Genomic DNA, 18670 nt, shown 5'->3' on the forward strand with positions numbered 1-18670 from the left:
CCGGCCGCATCAATCCTTGAGGTCGTCCGGCACCTTGCCGCCGTTCTCCTCGAGCTTCCGGATCACCTGCTTGTGCAGCCAGACGTTCATCGTGGCGGTGTCGTCGGTGTCGCCGCCGTAATGCAGCTCGGCCGCGAGCTGCTTGCGGGCCGTCAGGCTGCTGTCGAGGTGCAGGAGCTTCATCAGGTCGACGATCGAGGTGCGCCAGTTCAGCGGCTGGCCGGCCTTGGCGGCGAGGCCGTTCAGGACCGCCTCGACGTCGACCTTGCCGTCGACGGTGGGGACCGTGCCGGTGGCGGCCGGCTCGGCGGAGCCGCCCGCGGAGGGGGCGGAGGAGGCCGAGGCCGGGGCGTTCGGCGTCGCCGCCTGGGCCTCGCCGCCGAAGGGATGGAGGATCTTGCTGACGATCGATCCGAGCAGGCTCATCGCGGTCTCTCCTTGTGATGTGGGCCGGCGAGCGGGGCCGGCCCGGCCCAGCGCCGCCGTTAACGAAACGCCGCGTCCCGCGTTCCGGCTGCCGCGGCGGCGATGACGCGCGGCCGACTTTGCCCTAAGCAGCCGGCGCGCGCATGACATCATGGGGCCCGGCCCCGACCCGCAGGACAGCATGACAGGGGATCCCATCCGCCGCCCGCTCGACGACGTCTGGTACTGCGTCGGCGAGAGCCGCCGCTTCCGCGAGGGGCGGCTCTGTGCCGTCACGCTCGGCGAGGAGGCGATCGTGGTCGGGCGGGCGGCGGGCGGCGGCCTCTTCGCCCTGCGCGACCGCTGCCCGCACCGGGGCATGGCGCTCTCGGCCGGGCGCCTGGTCGAGGGCCGCCTCGTCTGCCCGTTCCACGGCTGGGAGTTCCGGCCGGACGGGCAATGCGCGGCGATTCCCGCCCTCGCGGCCCGGGACGAATCCGACTTCCGCACCGTGCGGCTGCCGCGCTTCTCCGTGAGGGAGGTGTCCGGCCTCGTCTGGATCGCGGCGGGCGAGCCGCGGCCGGACGCGCCGCCGATCCCGGAGGTGGAGTTCCCCTACGCGGGCATGCTGGTCGAGACGCTGGAGGTCGAGGCGAGCTTCGACCTCGTGGCGTTGAGCTTCGTCGATCCGGCCCATGTCGCCTACGTGCACGATCTGTGGTGGTGGCGGACCTCCAAGACCCTGCGGGAGAAGGAGAAGCACTTCGCCCCCTCCCCGTTCGGCTTCACCATGACGAGCCACAGGGCGAAGAGCGCCTCGGCGGTCTACCGCCTGCTCGGGGCGGTGCCGGAGGTCGAGATCGAGTTCCGCCTGCCGGGCGTGCGGCTGGAGCGGATCAGGGCCGGGGAGAAGCGCATGGCGAACTACACCTTCGCGACGCCGCTCGGCCCGGGCCGCACGGCGCTCGTCAACGCGATGTACTGGAACCTGCCGCTGCTGAACCTCCTGCGGCCGCTGGCGCGGCCGCTGATGCGGCAATTCCTCGGCCAGGACCGCGACGTGCTGCAGGTCGCCCAGAAGGGCCTCGACCGGAAGCCCGCGATGGTGCTGATCGGGGAGAGCGACGTGCAGTCGCAATGGTATTTCAGCCTCAAGCGCGAGTTCCTGCGCGCCCGTGAGGCGGGCGCGGCCTTCGCCAACCCGCTCGCGCCGCGGCTCCTGCGCTGGCGCAGCTGAGCCGCGCCGCCGCTCAGTCGCCGCGGCGGCCCTCGCTCATCCGGTCCTTGCAGCGATAGCCGAGGAAGCACCTCCCGGCATCCGCCGAGGGACCGAAGAAGGGTTCGGTCGTCTGCTCGATCGGGCAGAAGCCGATGTCGCGCACCAGGCGCTCGTAGGTGAAGGGCCCGGTGTCGACGATGGCCTCCCCGCGCTGGTTCAGCAGGGCCAGGACCTGGCCGCAGCGCAGGGCGGGGGCCGGCACGCGGTTCGGCAGGTCCCGGGCCAGGGCGGTGCCGGGAAGCAGCAGGAGACCGAGGATGCGGGCGAGCTTGAGCATGGCCGCGGTATAGCGCGTCGCGGCCCGAGAGTCCCGGCTTCCGACGCGCGGCGCGCCGCCGGCCCCCCGCCCGATCGGCGCGCGCTCCTCAGATCAGCGGGGCGACCAGGAAGGCCAGGCCGACGCCGAGGCCGAAGCTGCCGGCGATCAGGAGCGCCTCGTGCAGACGCCGCGTCATCGCCGCGCCAGGCCCGCGACGCGGGCGAGGCCCGGCTCCGGCGCCTCGGCGACGCAGCGGGCGCCCTCGTAGGGCCAGGTGCTGCAGGGCCGCGCGGCCGTCCGCTGCGCGCCCGCGAGGGAGAACAGGGCGATGTCCTGCGGCTCGGGCCGGAAGGACGCCACCGGCAGCCGCTCGGTGAAGCGCTTGTCTGTGAAGCGCTTGGCCGCAGGGGCGACGTGCGCCTCGGCGCCCGTCCCGGACGGGACCAGGGCGTAGGAGGCCAGGGCGGCCAGGGCGGTGATCAGCGTGGCGGTCCGGATCATGGTGCGCTCCCCTCGCGGCCCTGCGGCCGTCTCTGGGGCGCTGTGTAGGCGCGCGGCGTTGCGCGCGAATTGCGCCGGCGCACATCGCGGATTGCGTCGCGCGGCGGGGGACGCAACACTTCGCGCCCTGCCCTTCGGGAACGAAGCCTTCAGCTGGACCGTTGAGACTCGGGATGGCCGGGCGGGACCCGGCGGAGCGGGACGATGACGATGGCTGGGCTGATCCGGATCCTCTGCCTCGGCGCCGCGGGGCTGCTGCCGCTCTCCGCGCAGGCGGGGCCCCGGCGCCTCCCGCCCGACATCGACGCGACCGGGACGGTGGGCGGGCGCGCGCCCTGGTCGCAGCCCTGGGAGTACGATTCGGGCAGCGACAACGACCACCACCCCGAGCGGCCCTACTACCAGCAGGGCCGCGGCCAGCAGACCGGCGGACCGGCCCGCAACCTCCTGCCCGACGACGGGCTTCACATCGTCCCGCGCTGAGCCGCCGCGAGCCGCCGGTGGGCGGCCCGCTCGCCGGCCTCGGCCGCGCACTTGCCGACATGGGCGGCGCGGTTGACGACCTGGAGGTTCGGCACGCCCCAGTAGCCGAGCAGGCGCGGCCAGGGCGCGTCCCGGTGCTCGCGCCAGACCTGGTAGAGGGGCACCCGGTGATCGACCTCGGCGCTGCGCAGCAGGCGCTTGCCGGTCTCCGGGCAGCGGTGGCGCTGGCGCGCCTTCAGCACCTTCGCGTGGTCGCTCGCGGCGATCCAGAACTTCCAGGCGGTGACGCAGGCGGCGTGCCAGCCGGCATTCCGGTTGGGCGCGCCGGCGCCCCAGAGATCCGCGTGCCAGCCGAAGCGGAAGACCGGCTGGCCGCAGATGCAGCAATGGCCGCGCCCGCGGGCGAAGGCCGGCTCGCGGAAGGGGGCGGGCGGCAGGCGGAAGCTCGCGCCGAGCCCCTCCTCCTTGCTGCCGAGCCGCCACGTCCAGCCCTCGGGATGGCCGCTGCGGGCGGCGAGGGCCCGGGCGAGACGGTCGGCCCGGATCACGTGGCCGCGCCAGTAGCTCTCGACGGCGAGGCGCGGGGTCGGGGGCACGAAGGGCCGCGAGAGCGCGTGGCGCAGCACCAGCGGCGGGAAGATGGCGGGCAGCGCCTTCTCCAGGCGGGCGCGGGAGACGGCGTTGCGCGCCTCCCGCCACTCCGCCGCCTTGCTCCTGCGCTCCCCCGCCATCCGCTCGCTCCTCCGGGCACACTCATCCCGGCGGCCCGGGATGCCGACGCATCGGGCCGCCGACCCTCTCGAATGGGCGACACCAAGCCCGAGGCTTGGCGCCGATTCGAGAACGGAACCCACGTTCGTGAGCAACGACCGTGGGTGTCACCGGATGGTTATCGCAGGCGGGACGTGAAGACGGGGTTGCGCGGCGGGGTCGGTCGCCTCAGGCGCCGCCGATCGGCTCGGTGACCTTGCCGGTCCCGGCGCAGTCCGGGCAGGACGTGCCCTCGACGCGGCCGGAGCCGTGGCAGCGGGGACAGATGTTCTCGCCGGTGCCGGGGGTACCGGGCGGGGCCTTGTCGCCGGGTTTGGCGGAATCCTTGGCGGGATCGGTGGCCGTCATGGTGCGCTCCTCCTGACGACACATCCGCCGAGCGGGCCGGAGGGTTCCCGTCAGCCGGTGAGGCCGAGCAGCGTCGCGGCCCCGAAGAGCAGGACCGAGAGGACCGCGGCGGCGAGCAGGATGAGGGCGCCGCGGGATTCGCGCAGGTCGTCGTTCATGAGGCGCCGTTCTCGAGTCGGCCGATCCGGCGCGGGCGCCTGCGGGCGCCCGCCGGGGCCGATCCAAGCACAGCCGGAAGCCGGTTGCGAGCCGGCTCGGCCGCGCCGGCTCAGCCGCGGCACGGCTCAGCCGCGGGACGGCTCAGCCGCGGGACGGCTCAGCCGCGGGACGGCTTGGCCTCTGCCGGGGCCGCCGCGACTCCCTCGGGCGTGGGCGCGGGCGCGCCGACGCCGAAGGTGCTCACGGCCACGTGGAGGCCGATGGCCGGTGCGAAGACGAGGGCGAGGAGAAGGATCAGCGCGACGGCGATGCTCTGATCACGGCGATCGGCCACCGCGGCCGCGCGGGCGGTTCCGGAAAACAGGGTCATGGCTCACCTCATGCGACCAGCCGCCTCTCGACTGGTCGCGGGCGAGCCCGATCACACGATCAGGCGCGGCTCACGCACCAAGCGCAGGCGGCGTGGTCCTTCGACTACTGTCGCTGGACATGGAGTTCGTGGTTCCGGTGGAGCCGCGCGAACGGCCGAGGCGAGGACGCGCGGACGCCCCCAATTGCGCTCGGAGGCGGCCGGCGTCAAGCGCGCAGCGGTGGTTCGGCGGCGTTTTTCACTGCGGTGCGGCCCGCTGGGGACAGGGACCGCCTCACCCCTCGGAAATGCCCGGGACGGGTGCCGGGTTCCGGGCCTTCGGCACCGGTCCGGGAGGCGCACGAACCCGGATTCCGCCCGGGCCCCGGGCAGCAGGCGTGGGCGGGCCGAGGCGTCCTCCGCTCAGGCCTCGGGTTCAGGCTCCGGACTCGCCGGGGCGCGCGCCGCCGGGGGCCGCCTCGCCGGGGGCCGCCTCGCAGCGCCGGCGGCCATGTCCGCCGCACCGGCTCGGGCGCGCGCCGCCGCCTCCAGGCGGGCGGCGACGAGGGCCTGGAGGCGCTCCAGGTGGCGATCGCGCAGGCCGAGCGCCGCGCAGGAGGCGGCGGTGTTGAGGAGGTACTCCGCGTTCGGCCCGAGATGGCCGCAGGCCGCCGCGATGCGCGCGGCGATCGCCTCCTCGCCGAGGCGGCCGGCGTAGCGCTCGCCCGCGCGGTTCGCCACGAAGGCGAGCGCCGGGACGGTCCCGGCCTCGGTCCGGGCCGCCAGCCAGCGCGCCGCGTAGCCGCGCCCGCGCATCTCCCGGTGCCAGACCGGGCGCAAAGCCGCGAGCGGGTCCGGCCCGGCGAGCCGGTAGGCGAGGCCGCGGCAGCGCCCGCCGCGGTCGAGGGCGAGCATCACCCCGGGATTGTCGCGCGTGCCGCGGAAGCGCCATTGCCAGAGGCAGAACCGCCGGTGCCACCCGGGCAGGCCGGCCGCGCGCCGCTCCGCGAACGGGAATTCGGGCCGCCACATCAGGGCTCCGTAGGCGAAGAGCCAGATCTCGTCCGGCGGGCCGGGCTTGGCGGCGAGGGCGGCGGCGAGCAGCGCCTCGGTCTCGGCCTCGGACAGGAGCGGCACCGCCGCGGCGTCGTCGGGCACCGGATCGGGATGCGCCCGGGCGATCAGGGCGGCGGTCAGGACGGGGCGGTCCGTCACGGCGCGGGACCCCGCCCGCGCCCGCGCGATCGGCGCAACCCTTCGTTCATTCCACCCTTCCCGCCCCGGCGCGCGCGCCGCGCCGGCGCTGGCGACCGGCCGGCCCGTCTGGTAACCGAATAGGACTAAACACCCAAGCTCCCCGGCCGCGCCCCCGTGACAGCTCCCGTGCCGCCCACCCGCGCCGACGGCGCCGGCGCGCCTCGCCCGCCTCCCACGGGGGCCGAGCGGTCGCTCCGGATCGTCGTGGTGGCCGCCGTGCTGCTGCCGGCGCTGGTGCTCGCCACGGGCGCTTGGCTCTCCTACCAGAGCCATTGGCGGGACGCGCGGCTGCGCCTCGCCCAGACCCTGGACCTCGTGCGCGAGCACGCGGTCAAGGTGTTCGAGACGGCGGACCTCGTGACCCGGCAGGCCAACCAGATCCTGGACGGCCTGCCGGACGAGGCGATCCGGGCCCGCGGCCCCGACCTCTCCCGCCAGCTCCGGGAGCTCAGCGACACGCTGGCGCAGGTGAGCGACATCTGGGTTCTCGACGCGCGGGCGAGGCCCCTGGTCAGCGCCGGCGCACCGCCCGAGGGGCGCGAGCCGGAATTCCTGGAGCGCCCCTTCTTCCGCCTGCACCGGGACGGGGGCCTGCCGCCGGGCCGGGACTACGTCGGCGAGGTGATGACCGGGGTGGACGGGGCCGCGGTCTTCCAGGTGAGCACCGCCCGGCGCGGCCAGGGCTTCCGGGGCATCGTCGCGGTGGCGATCGACCCGGCCTATTTCCGGGACTTCTACGCGCAGGTGCGCGAGAGCGGCCTCGACACCGTCTCGCTGCTGCGGGAAGACGGGGCGATCCTGGCGCGGGTGCCCGAGCAGCCGGGGCGCGTCGCGCGCGTGCCGCCCGACAGCGGCTTCCTCGCGGCCCTGTCCCGGGCGCCCGGACAGGGCTTCTACGTGACCCGCTCGGCGGTGGACGGGCAGGAGCGGCTCTACGGCTACCGGCGGCTCCCGACCTACCCGGTCTACGTCACCGCCGGGATCGACCGCGCGCGCATCCTGGCGGAGTGGCGCGACACGATGGCGAGCCACCTCGTCTTCGGCATCCCGGCGACGGCCGGGTTGGTGGCGCTGACGCTCGTGGCCCTGCGGCGGACCCGGCGCGAGGGCGAGGCCCTGGCGCAGCTGCGCGCCGAGATCCTGCGCCGGGAGGCGAGCGAGGAGCAGCTGCGCCAGTCGCAGAAGATGGAGGCGGTCGGGCGCCTCACGGGCGGGCTCGCGCACGACTTCAACAACCTCCTCACGGTCGTGCTGGGCTCCCTCGAATTGCTGCAGCGGCGCATGGGCGAGACCGATGCCCGCCAGCTGCGCCTCCTGGAGAACGCGGTGGGCGGGGCCCAGCGCGCCGCGGCGCTGACGCAGCGCCTCCTCGCCTTCGCGCGCCGCCAGCCCCTCGACCCCAGGCCCGTCGACGCCAACGCCCTCGTCTCGGGCATGGCCGAGCTCCTGCGCCAGACCCTCGGCGAGACGGTGCGGCTCGAGACGGTGCTGGCCGGCGGGCTCTGGCGGACCTTCGCGGATCCCAACCAGCTCGAGAACGCGCTCCTCAACCTCGCGGTGAATGCCCGCGACGCCCTGCCGGAGACCGGCGGGCGCCTGACCATCGAGACCGCCAACGCCGACCTGGACGACGCCTACGCGGCGGCCCGGACGGAGGTCGCGGCCGGGCAGTACGTCCTCGTGGCGGTGACCGACAACGGCAGCGGCATGCCCCGGGAGGTGCTGGCGCGGGCCTTCGAGCCCTTCTTCACCACCAAGGAGCAGGGCCGCGGGACGGGCCTCGGCCTGTCCCAGGTCTACGGCTTCGTGCGCCAGTCGGGCGGGCACGTCGCGGTCTATTCGGAGCTCGGCCAGGGCACGACGGTCAAGATCTACCTGCCCCGCCACGCGGGGCCCGAGGAGCGCCCCCCTCCCCCCGTCCCCGACGCCCTGGCCCTCGCGCAGGAGGACACGACCGTGCTGGTCGTCGAGGACGAGGCGGCGGTGCGCCAGTTCACCGTCGAGGCGCTCGCGGATCTCGGCTACCGGGTGCTGGCCGCGGACGGGGCCGCCGCCGCCCTCAACCTGCTGGCGCTCCACCCGGAGGTGGGGCTCCTCCTCACCGACGTCGTGATGCCGGAGGTCAACGGCCGCAGGCTCGCCGACGAGGCCCTGCGCCGCCGCCCCGACCTCAAGGTCGTGTTCATGACCGGCTATACCCGCAACGCCATCGTGCACAACGGCATGCTCGATCCCGGCACGCAGCTGATCACCAAGCCCTTCACGGTGGCGCAGCTCGCCGCCAAGCTGCGCGCCGTGCTCGGGGCGGCGCGCCCGGCCCCGTGACGGGGTGCGGCGACGCACCGCCGCCGGAGCGCGGCTCGGGAAGGATGCCCGCCTCACGACGGAGATCGGGCGATGCGCTTCATCCGGACCCTGCGGGCGATGTGGCTCCTGCGCAAGGCGAACAGGGACCTCGAGGAAGCCCGGACCCTGCGGGAGGCCGCCGAGGCCTGCCGGGCCAGGGCGGATCAGCGGCTGGCCCGGGCCGGCCGGCTGCTGGCGGGCACGCCCCTGCGGCAGGACTCCCAGGGGCACCCGCTGGTCGTCGCCCTCGTGCGGCGCTGCATTGCAGCATGACGGCCGCAGGATCAACTTGCCCGCTCAACGAGCGCTGTTCCTCTCGGTCAATCCGCCGCACTGCCTGATTTTTACGGCTGACGTGACCTAGGGGGACTGAATAGATAATCTTTCCGCAACGAGTCCGGCCGCATCTGGAGAGATGGCGCGCCGGGATCCGGCGTCGGGCCAGCTGGGGCAGGTGTCGGGGACGTCGGCTGCGGCCGGTACGCGGGAGGTGTGTGTGCAGGCCAGGACGACAGACGGCGCCACCAGCCTCAGCCGCCGCCTCTGGATCGCGATCCTCCTCATCGGCGCGGGCCTCGCGGCCCTGAGCGCGACGCTGGTCGCCCCGGCCGTGACGGCCTTCCTCCGGTCCCGGCACAACCTCGCCGAGATCGCGCAGTTCGCGCGCGTGCTCGAGGCCGCCAACCGCATCTCGGCCGAGCGCGGGCCGGCCAACGTCGCCATGTCCCAGGATCCCGCCGGCAACGCGGCGGCCCTGACGCGGCTGCGGGAGTTCCGCGAGGCCACCGACCGGGCGCTCGCGCAGCTCCACGGCCCGGACGATCCCGACGGGCTCACCGGCCCGGCCCGGCGCCTCCCGGCCGACCTCATCGACGCCGCGCAGGCGAGGCTGCGCGCGGCGCGCCGGGAGGTCGACGAGATCGCCCGGATGCCGGCCGCCGCCCGCGGCGCGGACCAGATCCGCGCGGCCGTCGGGGCGATGATCGCGGTCGTCGACCAGTTCCAGGACGTCGTGACCTGGGAGGTCCGGACGCTGCGCGAGCTCGACCCGGCGCTCGCCGGCCAAGCCATGGTGGCACGGGCGGTGAGCGACCTGAGGGAGCATGGCGGGCGCATCGCCTCCTTCATCGTCCCGGCGCTGGCCGTGCGCGCGCCGCTCGGCGAGGTCCACCTCGCCGAAGCCGTCGAGACCCGCGGGCGCCTGCGCGAGATCTGGCAGCTCCTGCAGGGCCAGATCCCCGCCGCCCTCGATCCGCTGATGCGGGAGGTCGAGAGCCGCTTCCTGGGCGAGGGGCTCGGCACGGTCGAGGCGGTGATCGCCGAGGGGCGCGGACCTTCGGGGCGCTACTCGCTCGATGCGCAGACGCTGACCGCCCGCTACGTCCCGACCCTGAAGCCGCTCGAGGACTTGCGCACGGCCTTTCTCGCCCGGATGAATGCGGCCTCCGCCCGGGAGCGCGACGGGGCGCGCGACGCGCTCGCCGCGGCCGGCCTCGTGACGCTCGCCGCCCTCGCCCTGATCGGCGGCCTCCTCGGCTCCCTGCGCGCCTCGATCCTGCGGCCGCTCCTCGACGCGCGGGAGGCGATCGTCGCCCTGGCGGGAGGCGTCGATCCCGCCCCCGTCCGGGCGCCCATGCGCGTCCGCGAGATCGCCCTCCTGTTCGACGCCCTCCTGGTTCTGCAGAAGCGGCTGCAGGAGCGCGCGAACCTGATGCAGACGCTGCGCCGGCAGGCGGAGACGGACGGGCTGACCGGATTGTACAATCGCCGCGCCCTGACGCGCGACCTCGCGACCCTCGACGCCCGGCCGGCGGGGGGCCTCGCCGGGCTGCTGCTGATCGACGTCGACGGCTTCAAGCGGGTCAACGACAGCTTCGGCCACGCCGTCGGGGACGTCCTCCTGCGCCTCGTCGGCCAGCGCCTGCAGGGGGACGTGGGCGGGTCGGGGCTGGTGGCGCGCATCGGCGCGGACGAGTTCGCGGTCCTGCTCCCCGATCTGGCGGAGCCCGCCGAGGGGGAGCGGACCGCCGACAGGATCCTCGGCGGCCTCGCGGAGCCCTTCCGGGTGGCCGAGCAGATCTTCCACCTCGACGCCAGCATCGGCGTGGCGGTCGCGCCGCACGGCCAGCGCGGGGCGGACGATCTCCTGGCCCGCGCCGACATGGCGCTGCACGAGGCGAAGCGGGCGGGGCAGCATTGCCGGCGGGTTTTCCGGCCCGAGATGCGGCGCAGCCTCCTCGCCTGGACGGCGTGCCAGCAGGAGATGCCCCGCGCCCTCGCCGAGGGGGAGTTCGTCCTGTTCTACCAGCCCCAGCTGCGCCTGCGCGACCGCACCATCGCGGGGGCGGAGGCGCTGATCCGCTGGCGGCATCCGGAGCGCGGCCTCCTCGCCCCGGCGGATTTCCTGGCCCCGCTGGAGAGCAGCCGCGCCGCGGAGGATGTCGGGCGCTTCGTGCTGCGCACCGCCTGCGCCGAGGCCGCCGGCTGGCGCCGCCGCGGCCTCGGGGAACTGCGCGTCGCGGTCAACCTGTTCAGCCGGCAGTTCCTGTCCCGGGACCTCGTCGAGGAGGTGCGCGCGGCCCTCGCCGAGGCGGCGCTCCCGGCCTCGGCCCTGGAACTGGAGATCACCGAGACCATCATCCTCCAGCACGACGACGCGCTGATCCCGCCGCTCCGGGCGCTGCGGGACATGGGCGTGGGCCTCGCCTTCGACGATTACGGCACCGGCTACGCGTCCCTGAGCCTCCTGAAGCGCTTTCCCCTCACCCGCCTGAAGATCGACCGCTCCTTCGTCCGCGGCATCCCGGATTCCGCCCAGGACCTGGCGATCGTGCGCTCGGTGGTGGCGCTCGGGCGCAGCTTCGGCCTGGAGGTCACGGCCGAGGGGATCGAGACCCCCGCGATGCTGCGCTGCGTGACCGCGGAGGGCTGCCAGGAGGGCCAGGGCTACCTGTTCGGGCAGCCGATGGCGGCCGACCTCTTCGCCGCGCAGTGCTGGGCCGAGGGCCGCCGGACCGCCTGATCCGACGGCTTGCGTCGCCATGCGAAACTCGGCTTCGCTCACGCGCCGCGCGGGCTTGCCATACGAAATCCGATGGATTGCTTCGCAATGCGGATTTCGGCTTCGCTCACGCGCCGCGCGGGCTTGTCATCCGCTGTCCGGACGATCACGGCCGGGCAGGGGATGACGGGCGGCCCCGCTCAGCCGGCCGGCCGCGCCAGCCACGCCACCGCGACCGCCGGCCCGCAGGTCGAGGCCCAGGCCTCGGCGCCCGCCGCGAGGTGCGGGGCGATCAGGTCGGCGAGGTCCCGAACCGGGCGCCCGAGCCGGGCGGCGAGGCGCGTCGCGACGAAGCGGCCCGCCCCGCAGGCGATCACCGGCGCCCGCGCCGGCAGGTCGCCGCGCGAGAGGATCACGGCGGCCGCGTCGTGCAGGAGGCGCAGCTGCGCCTCCGCGAAGTGGCCGGCGAGGCGGCTCCAATCGGCGGGGCTGCCCTCGTGGCGGTCGCGCCCGATCATGCGGGCGAGCCGCGTCTCGGTCTCGGGCCGCGACTTGCCCTTGAGGTCCATCGTGTCCTGCTGGTCCTCCTCGGCGGGCAGGTCGCCGAGCAGCCGGTGCACGTCGCCGGTCGCCGCGAAGGTCTCGGCCATCAGGGCGGTGCGGCGGCCGCGGAAGGGCGCCCAGGGGCTCAGGGCGAGGAGCGGCGTGCGCACGACGCCGGTATAGACCAGCTCGCCGGTCTCCAGCCGCTCCGCGTCGCTGTAGCCGCGCGCGGCGGGCCGCCCGGCCGCGACCGGGATCAGGTCGGCCGTGGTCGAGCCGATATCGACGAGCAGCGCCTCCGGGACGAGGCGGCCGACCAGGGCGGCGGTGGCGTACCAATTGGCGCTGGCGATCTCCGCCGCGGCCGGGGCCGCCGCCTCGGGCGCGACGAAGCCCGACCGCCCGGCATAGATCGCGACCGGGCCGGAGAGCGACCGGTCCGCCCAGGCGGCGAGCTGCGCCACCCCGTCGGCCCGGTCGGCGAAGCAGTCGGTGAGTTCGCCCGTCATGGTGACGGCGTGGTGCGCGGGGCCCCGCGCCCAGTCCGGCAGGCCGGCGAGCGCCGCGTCGAGGGCGGAGAGCCCGCGCCAGAGCGGGCACGGCGCCTGGACCACCGCCCGCACGGCGCCCTCCTCCACCAGCGCCGCCTTGACATGCACCCCGCCGAGGTCCCAGCCGATGGTGCGGGCGGCGGAGGCGGAATCATGCGGCAGGGGCACGGGCAGGTCTCGCGGCGGGTGGGAACCGGGGCCGGGGTGGCATGAGCGGGGCCGCGGGCGCAAGCCCGATCGCGGGCCGGGAGCCGGTCGCGATCATCCCGGTCCTCGACCTGCGGCGCGGGCAGGTGGTGCGGGCGCGGGCCGGCGAGCGCCACGCCTATGCGCCGATCCGCACGCCGCTGAGCGCGAGCGCGGATCCGGGCGCGGTGGCGGCCGGGCTCCTCGCCGCCTGGCCGGCGCGCCGGCTCTACGTGGCGGATCTCGACGCGATCATGGAGGGCGCGCCGCCCGACCGCGCGGCGCTGCGCGCCGTCGCGGCGGCCGCGCCCGGGGTGGAATTGTGGGTCGATGCCGGCTTCGCCGGCGAGGCGGCGGTCGCCGCCTTCCTGGAGGCGGGGCTCGGCCGGCCGGTGCTCGGCAGCGAGAGCCAGGGCGATCCGGACCTCGTGCGCCGCCTCGGCGACGCGGCGATCCTGTCCCTCGACAGCCGGGACGGCGCGCCGCTCGGCCCGGCCGCCCTGCACGAGGATCCGTCCCTGTGGCCGTCCGAGATCATCGTGATGGCGCTCGGGCGGGTCGGGAGCGGGGCGGGGCCGGACCTCGCCGGGATCGCGGCGGTGCGGGCGCGGGCGCCCGCGGCCCGGCTCTACGCCGCCGGGGGTCTGCGCGGCCCGGAGGATCTGGCGGGTCTGCGCGCGGCGGGCGCCGCCGGGATCCTGGTCGCGAGCGCGCTCCACGACGGCCGCCTGCGGCCGGAGCATCTCTCCTGACGGGTCGGAGATCTTTCGGTCTCCGGCACGACCACTCCGCTCAACCGAATGGCGAGGACCTGTCCGGCTCGGATCTGCTTCCAGGAACCGACCGCGAGGCGGGACGGATGGGGATGCCGCGCGTGACGTGCGGTGATCTTCTGAAATTGTGATCGGCACAAGACTTGAACGGTAAGATTGTCGATTGATCGCGTAGCGGTGCGGGCACACGGACGCTTCGCGGCCGCCTGCGCCGAGTCCCGGCCCCCCTCCCCTCCGGTCCGGTCGTGCGGGACAGGGGAGAGCCTTGGCCGGAGCTCTCGCCGAGCCGAAGGTCGGGCCGGACCGCCCACCGGGACTCCGTCCGGCACCCATCCCGCGCAGATCGGAACCAAGCCCCCCGAGGCCGAGAGAACGCCCGAGCGCGGCGCACCGCTCCCGCACGACCGAAGCCGGACGATCCCGCCCGGCCCGCGCGCGGCCCGGCCGAGCCGGTCCCGCCGGGCGCCGCCGCGGATCGCCCCGCGGGCGCCGCCGGGTCCTCGAAGCCGCGCGGGGTGTGTTCGCGAAGCCGCACCCGGCGCCTTTGCGGCGATCCCGCCGGGCTCCGGCCGCACTTGACCTTAAGGAAGCTTGCGTAAAGTAAGTAGGTATGAGAACCCTGCTTTCGACGCAGCTCGCGTCGCAGGCGAGTGCCTATCGGTCCGCATATCCGATCAAGAACCGCGATAATGCCAGGAATATTTCCCCGCTTGCTCCGGTCTGATCGGGCCGATCGCGAGATAATCCAAGGCGGCGCACCGATCGGAAACGCTGGTCGGCCGGACAATCTACTCGGGGTGGGCGTCATGATGCAGGATTCGACGGCGCGCGGGCGGGCAGCGGTCGCCGGTCGGGCCGGGCCGTGGCCGGCGATGGCGATCGGGGCGCTCGCGGCCGCGGCGGCGGGCATCGTCCCGGCCCGCGCCCAGACCGCCTCGCAGATCACGCCACCGTCCTTCCGCCCCGCCCCCCAGGCCCGCGGGGCGGGCCTCGTCATCCCGGAAGGGGCCGGGCCCGAGGCGCCGCCCGGCGCCGAGCGCGTCTCGGTCCGCCTCGGCGCCGTCGCGGCCGAGGGAACCCTGCCGGCCCTGGAGGGCGCCACCCGCGCCCTCGCCGACCGGCTCGCCGCCGGCCCCGTCACCCTGGCGCAGATCTTCGCGGCCGCCCGCGACCTCGAACAGGCCTACGCCGCCGAGGGATACGCCCTGGTGCGGGTGGTGCTGCCCGCCCAGGCGCTCCGCGACGGCGGCGCGCTGCGGCTCGTCGTGATCGACGGCACCCTGGAGCGGATCGACACCGCCGCCCTCCCGCCCGAGATCCGCGACCGCGTCGCCGCCCTCCTCGCCCCCCTGGCCGGGCGCCGCGGCCTGCGCCTCGCCGAGATCGAGCGCGGGCTGATGCTGGCCGGCGACACCCCCGGCACGGTGCTGCGCTCCACCCTCGCCCCCGGCACCGCCCCGGGCTCCAGCATCCTGGTGGTCGAGGCGCGCTACAAGCCCGTCACCGGGATGGTCGGCGTCGACAACACCCTCTCGGACGCGCTCGGGCGGAACCCGGCGAGCCTCGGCCTGGAGATGAACTCGCCCACCGGCCACGGCGAGCAGCTCTACCTGCGCGCCGGCGGCGCCGCGATCCCGGCCGGCCAGGCCAGCCTGTTCTCGCCGCGGCCGCTCAACCGCTCCCTGGCCGCCGGCCTGATCCTGCCCCTCGGCAGCGACGGCGTCACCCTCAACCTGGAGGCCACGGATGCGCGCACCACCGCCAAGCCGCGCCCCGGCAACCCGGCCTTCACCTCGGACTTCTCGCGCTACTCCGCGCGGCTGCGCTACCCGCTGATCCGCGCGCGCGACCTCACCCTCGCCGCCGAGGCGAGCTTCGACGCGCAGGAGGAGCGCCTCACGGTCATCCGGCCGATCGAGGCCCCGTTCAGCCTCGACCGGCTGCGGGTCGCCCGGGCGAGCGGCGACGCGCTCTGGGTCCTGCCCACGGACGGCGTCCTGACGGCGCGCCTGACCGGCTCCTTCGGCCTCGACGGGCTCGGCGCCCGGGCGGCGCCCCTGCCCGGGCCGGGCGTGGTGCCGCTCTCGCGCCAGGGCGCGCGGCCGGACTTCCAGAAGCTGGAGGCGAGCCTCGGCCTCGCGCAGCCCCTGGCCGAGCACCTCGCCCTCGACCTCAGGGCCCGGGCCCAGACCTCGTTCAACCAGGCCCTGCCGCGGGCCGAGCAATTCGGCATCGCCAGCCTGTCGGGCCTGTCCTCGTTCGATTCCGGCCTGTTCCAGGGCGACGAGGGCTACGTGCTGCGCGGGGAGGTGCAATTCCCCTTCGTGGCCTCGGTCCCGATGCCGTTCCGCCTGCCCTCGCTGCCGGCCCAGCTCGGCACGGGCTTCCAGGAGGCGGAGAGCGCCGCGGCGGGGCTGGTCGCGACGCCCTACGGCTTCGGGGCCTTCGGGCTGGTGCGCCAGCAGCGCCCGACCTCCCTGGAGCGGCCGATGGTGCGGGGCGCCTCCTACGGGCTGGGGCTCCGGCTCGCGGCCTCGCCGCAGGCGAGCTTCACCAACCTGAGCGCCAGCCTCGAATACGGCCGCTCCGCGCGCTCCGACCGGCTGCCCGCCGAGGACCGCGTCACCTTCAGCGTCACCCTGCAATTCTGATCGAACGGCCCCGCCGATGCCCGTGCGCTCCCTCGCCCCCCGCCTCCTCGCCGCGCTGCTGGCCACCACGGCCCTGACCCGGACGGCCCCGGCCCAGACCCTGCCGAGCGGCGGGCAGGTCGTCGCCGGCAGCGTCAGCATCGGCGCGCCGCGGAACGGCGCCCTCACCGTCACCCAGGCCAGCCCGAACGCCATCGTGAACTGGCAGGGTTTCTCGATCGGCCAGGGCGGCCGGGTCGAGTTCCGGCAGCCGGACGCGCAGGCGGCGATCCTCAACCGGGTGACGGGGACGACGCCCTCGACCATCGCCGGGCAGCTCACCGCCAACGGGCAGGTCTACCTCGTCAACCCGAACGGCATCGCGATCACCCCGACCGGCCGAGTCGAGGCGGGGGCCTTCGTGGCCTCCTCGCTGGGCATCACGGACGGCGACTTCCTGGCCGGGCGGCGGTCGTTCCGGGGCTCGGGCGCCTCGGCGCCGGTGACCCAAGCGGGGACGCTGACCATCGCCCGCGGCGGCTACGCGGCGCTGATCGGCGGGGAGGTGGCGAATTCCGGCGTGATCACGGTGCCGGCCGGCAAGGTCGGGCTGGGCTCGGGCGAGGAGGCGACTTTGGACCTCGCCGGGGACGGGTTCCTGCAGGTGGCGGTGCCGACGCGGCGGGCGGGCGCGGGCGCGCTGGTGGCCCATTCGGGGGTGATCTCGGCCGAGGGCGGCACCGTGACCCTGCGGGCGGCGGCGGCGCGGGAGATGGCGCGGCAGGCCGTGAACCTGTCCGGCGTGGTGGAGGCGCGCAGCTTCACGACCCGGGGCGGCACCATCCTGCTCTCGGGCGGGGACGGGCAGGTCGAGGTCGGGGCGGCGGCGCGGCTCGACGCCTCGGGCGGCCCGCAAGGGGGCCGGGTGCGGATCCGCGGCCGGGAGGTTTCGGTGGCGGGCCGGATCGAGGCCTCGGGGGCGCGGGGCGGCCGGGTCGGGATCCGGGCGGGCGAGAGCCTGGCGCTGAGCGGCCTCCTCGCGGCGGCGGGCCGGTCGGGTGCGGGCGGGAGCGTGGTGGCGACGGCGCCCGCCATGGCGCTGAGCCTGGCGCGGATCGACGTGTCGGGGGCGGCCGGGGGCGGGCGGGTGCGGCTCGGGGGCGGGCGCCAGGGCCAGGGCGGGCTGGCGCACGCCACGACGCTGAGCGTGGATGCGGGCAGCGAGATCCGGGCGGAGGCGACGGCGCGCGGCGCGGGCGGGGACGTGGTGCTGTGGTCGGACGGGCGGACCGACTTTTCCGGGACGATCGTGGCGACGGGCGGCCGCCTGGGCGGGGATGGCGGCGCGGCGGAGGTGTCGTCGAAGGTGGTGCTGGCCTATCGGGGCCGCACCGACCTGACGGCGCCGGCGGGGGCGGCGGGGACGCTGCTGCTCGACCCCTACGACCTGACGATCTCGGGCGCCGCCGATTCGGGCCTGTCGGGCTTCGCCGCGTCGGCGAACGACAGCGTGCTGAGCGTGGGCACGCTGCAGACCGCGCTGGGCAGCGCGAACGTGACGGTGACGACCGGCACGGGCGGGAGCCAGGCGGGCGACATCACGGTGGCCGACCCGGTGACGTGGAGCGGCGGCACGACGCTGACGCTGGCGGCGGCGCGCCACGTGGCGGTCAACGCGAACCTCACCGGGGGGACGGGCGCGCAGATCGTGCTGCGGGCGGATGCGGCCGGCAGCGGCACCGGCACGGTGACCTTCGGGTCCGGCGTGCAGGCGACGGCGTCGGGCGGCGTGGCGCTGTACTACAACCCGGCCGATTATGCGACGCGACCGATTACGCGGCGAATGCCGGATCGGGGACGGTGCTGAGCGCCTGGATGCTGGTGAACACGGCGCAGAACCTGCAGGACGTCAGCAAGAACCTGTCGGGCGGCTACGCGCTCGGCCGGGACATCGATGCGAGCGAGACGGCGGGCTGGAACAACGGGAGCGGGTTCGCGCCGCTTGGGAGCGACACCCGTCGGTTCAAGGGCCTGTTCGACGGCCAGGGCCGCGTGATCACCGGCCTCGTGAGCAACCGGGGGAGCACGTCCAATATCGGTCTGTTCGGTGTCGTGGATGGGAGCGCGGCGGTCCGCAACGTCGGGCTCGTCGGCGGCCGCATGACCGGCGTCAGCAATGTCGGCGGGCTGGTCGGGACCAATTACGGCAGCATCAGCCAAGCCTCTGCCAGCGTCAGCGTGACGGGCGGCAGCGCTCTCGGCGGTCTGGTCGGGGCGAATTCCGGCAGCATCACCCAGGCCTCCGCGACCGGCAGCGTGACGAGCAGCGGCAGCACTGTCGGCGGCCTCGTCGGGGACAATTCCGGCAGCATCAGCCAAGCCTACGCGACCGGCAGCGTGACGGGCGCCGACGCACTCGGCGGCCTCGTCGGCAACAATGTCGGCAGCATCAGCCAAGCCTACGCGACCGGCAGCGTGTCGGGCAGCGGCGCTGTCGGCGGCCTCGTCGGGAACAGCGAGGGCAGCATCAGCCAAGCCTACGCGACCGGCAGCGTGGCGGGCAGCGGCGCTGTCGGCGGCCTTGTCGGGGCCAGCATGTTCCCCCAAATCACCTCGTCGTTTTGGGACACGCAGACCACCGGCCAGGGGACCAGCGCCGGGGGCATGGGCACCGGCCTGACCACCGCGTCGGCGCGCCAGGCGGCGAGCTACGCGGGCTGGAACTTCACGACGGATTGGTACCAGGCCGGCGACCTGCGGCCGATCGGGCGCTGGGAGGCGGCGCCGGCGGGCGCGGACGGGGTGATCTCGATCGCCACCCTGCACCAG

General features: G+C 75.3%; 17 protein-coding genes. 9 read left to right on the plus strand and 8 right to left on the minus strand.

Annotated elements, in window-relative coordinates; genetic code table 11:
- Window positions 1–9: 9 nt before the first annotated feature.
- Window positions 10–426 (minus strand): DUF3597 domain-containing protein, encoded by a 417-nt coding sequence (locus MET2598_RS0133640; RefSeq protein ID WP_012335466.1) that lies wholly within the window; start codon window positions 424–426, stop codon window positions 10–12.
- Between the two features lie 151 nt (window positions 427–577).
- Between MET2598_RS0133640 and MET2598_RS0133645 the strand changes: the two genes are divergently transcribed.
- Window positions 578–1642, plus strand: a complete 1065-nt coding sequence (locus tag MET2598_RS0133645) for an aromatic ring-hydroxylating oxygenase subunit alpha (RefSeq protein ID WP_018263813.1) — start codon at window positions 578–580, stop codon at window positions 1640–1642.
- Between the two features lie 13 nt (window positions 1643–1655).
- Here the strand turns inward: MET2598_RS0133645 and MET2598_RS0133650 are convergent, their stop codons facing one another.
- Complete coding sequence (locus tag MET2598_RS0133650) at window positions 1656–1961, minus strand: hypothetical protein (RefSeq protein WP_018263814.1); 306 nt, start codon at window positions 1959–1961, stop codon at window positions 1656–1658.
- A gap of 174 nt (window positions 1962–2135) precedes the next feature.
- Window positions 2136–2444: a hypothetical protein gene (locus tag MET2598_RS0133660; RefSeq protein ID WP_018263816.1), complete on the minus strand. Its 309-nt coding sequence runs from the start codon at window positions 2442–2444 to the stop codon at window positions 2136–2138.
- Window positions 2445–2648: 204 nt separating this feature from the next.
- Between MET2598_RS0133660 and MET2598_RS0133665 the strand changes: the two genes are divergently transcribed.
- Window positions 2649–2927, plus strand: a complete 279-nt coding sequence (locus MET2598_RS0133665) for a hypothetical protein (RefSeq protein ID WP_012335462.1) — start codon at window positions 2649–2651, stop codon at window positions 2925–2927.
- Here MET2598_RS0133665 and MET2598_RS0133670 read toward each other — a convergent pair.
- The 4 genes from MET2598_RS0133670 to MET2598_RS0133690 form a co-directional block, all read right to left on the minus strand.
- On the minus strand, window positions 2909–3658 hold the full coding sequence (locus MET2598_RS0133670; RefSeq protein ID WP_018263817.1) for a hypothetical protein: 750 nt from the start codon (window positions 3656–3658) through the stop codon (window positions 2909–2911). The genes MET2598_RS0133665 and MET2598_RS0133670 overlap by 19 nt on opposite strands.
- A gap of 208 nt (window positions 3659–3866) precedes the next feature.
- The gene (locus MET2598_RS0133675; RefSeq protein ID WP_018263818.1) at window positions 3867–4046 is read right to left on the minus strand and encodes a hypothetical protein; all 180 of its coding nucleotides are present in this window, start codon (window positions 4044–4046) and stop codon (window positions 3867–3869) included.
- Window positions 4047–4362: 316 nt separating this feature from the next.
- A complete protein-coding gene (locus MET2598_RS0133685) occupies window positions 4363–4575 on the minus strand; it encodes a hypothetical protein (RefSeq protein ID WP_012335458.1) in 213 nt (70 codons plus the stop codon).
- Between the two features lie 402 nt (window positions 4576–4977).
- The gene (locus tag MET2598_RS0133690) at window positions 4978–5769 is read right to left on the minus strand and encodes a gamma-glutamylcyclotransferase (RefSeq protein ID WP_018263819.1); all 792 of its coding nucleotides are present in this window, start codon (window positions 5767–5769) and stop codon (window positions 4978–4980) included.
- A gap of 168 nt (window positions 5770–5937) precedes the next feature.
- Between MET2598_RS0133690 and MET2598_RS0133695 the strand changes: the two genes are divergently transcribed.
- The 3 genes from MET2598_RS0133695 to MET2598_RS0133705 all read left to right on the plus strand — a co-directional run bounded on the left by MET2598_RS0133695 (window position 5938) and on the right by MET2598_RS0133705 (window position 11179).
- Window positions 5938–8136 (plus strand): hybrid sensor histidine kinase/response regulator, encoded by a 2199-nt coding sequence (locus MET2598_RS0133695; RefSeq protein ID WP_236728868.1) that lies wholly within the window; start codon window positions 5938–5940, stop codon window positions 8134–8136.
- Between the two features lie 72 nt (window positions 8137–8208).
- Window positions 8209–8430 carry a hypothetical protein gene (locus tag MET2598_RS0133700; protein ID WP_012335456.1) on the plus strand — a complete coding sequence of 74 codons (222 nt, stop codon included), beginning with the start codon at window positions 8209–8211 and terminating at the stop codon, window positions 8428–8430.
- A gap of 223 nt (window positions 8431–8653) precedes the next feature.
- Window positions 8654–11179: a putative bifunctional diguanylate cyclase/phosphodiesterase gene (locus tag MET2598_RS0133705; RefSeq protein ID WP_012335455.1), complete on the plus strand. Its 2526-nt coding sequence runs from the start codon at window positions 8654–8656 to the stop codon at window positions 11177–11179.
- A 179-nt stretch (window positions 11180–11358) separates the two neighbouring features.
- On the opposite strand, the gene MET2598_RS0133710 is transcribed toward MET2598_RS0133705, so the two are convergent.
- A complete protein-coding gene (locus MET2598_RS0133710; protein ID WP_018263821.1) occupies window positions 11359–12420 on the minus strand; it encodes a hydantoinase/oxoprolinase family protein in 1062 nt (353 codons plus the stop codon).
- A gap of 41 nt (window positions 12421–12461) precedes the next feature.
- Here MET2598_RS0133710 and MET2598_RS0133715 point away from each other — a divergent pair, with 41 nt between their 5' ends.
- From MET2598_RS0133715 to MET2598_RS42475, 4 genes are all read left to right on the plus strand, one after another.
- Window positions 12462–13190 (plus strand): HisA/HisF-related TIM barrel protein, encoded by a 729-nt coding sequence (locus tag MET2598_RS0133715; protein ID WP_018263822.1) that lies wholly within the window; start codon window positions 12462–12464, stop codon window positions 13188–13190.
- Between the two features lie 827 nt (window positions 13191–14017).
- On the plus strand, window positions 14018–15862 hold the full coding sequence (locus tag MET2598_RS0133720) for a ShlB/FhaC/HecB family hemolysin secretion/activation protein (RefSeq protein WP_236728869.1): 1845 nt from the start codon (window positions 14018–14020) through the stop codon (window positions 15860–15862).
- 16 nt (window positions 15863–15878) lie between these two features.
- On the plus strand, window positions 15879–17708 hold the full coding sequence (locus MET2598_RS0133725) for a two-partner secretion domain-containing protein (protein WP_020493683.1): 1830 nt from the start codon (window positions 15879–15881) through the stop codon (window positions 17706–17708).
- Window positions 17702–18670: GLUG motif-containing protein (locus tag MET2598_RS42475; protein WP_018263824.1), on the plus strand; the 969-nt coding region annotated here is incomplete at its 3' end. The genes MET2598_RS0133725 and MET2598_RS42475, both read left to right, overlap by 7 nt.

It is taken from the genome of Methylobacterium sp. WSM2598 (assembly GCF_000379105.1).
Classification (GTDB): domain Bacteria; phylum Pseudomonadota; class Alphaproteobacteria; order Rhizobiales; family Beijerinckiaceae; genus Methylobacterium.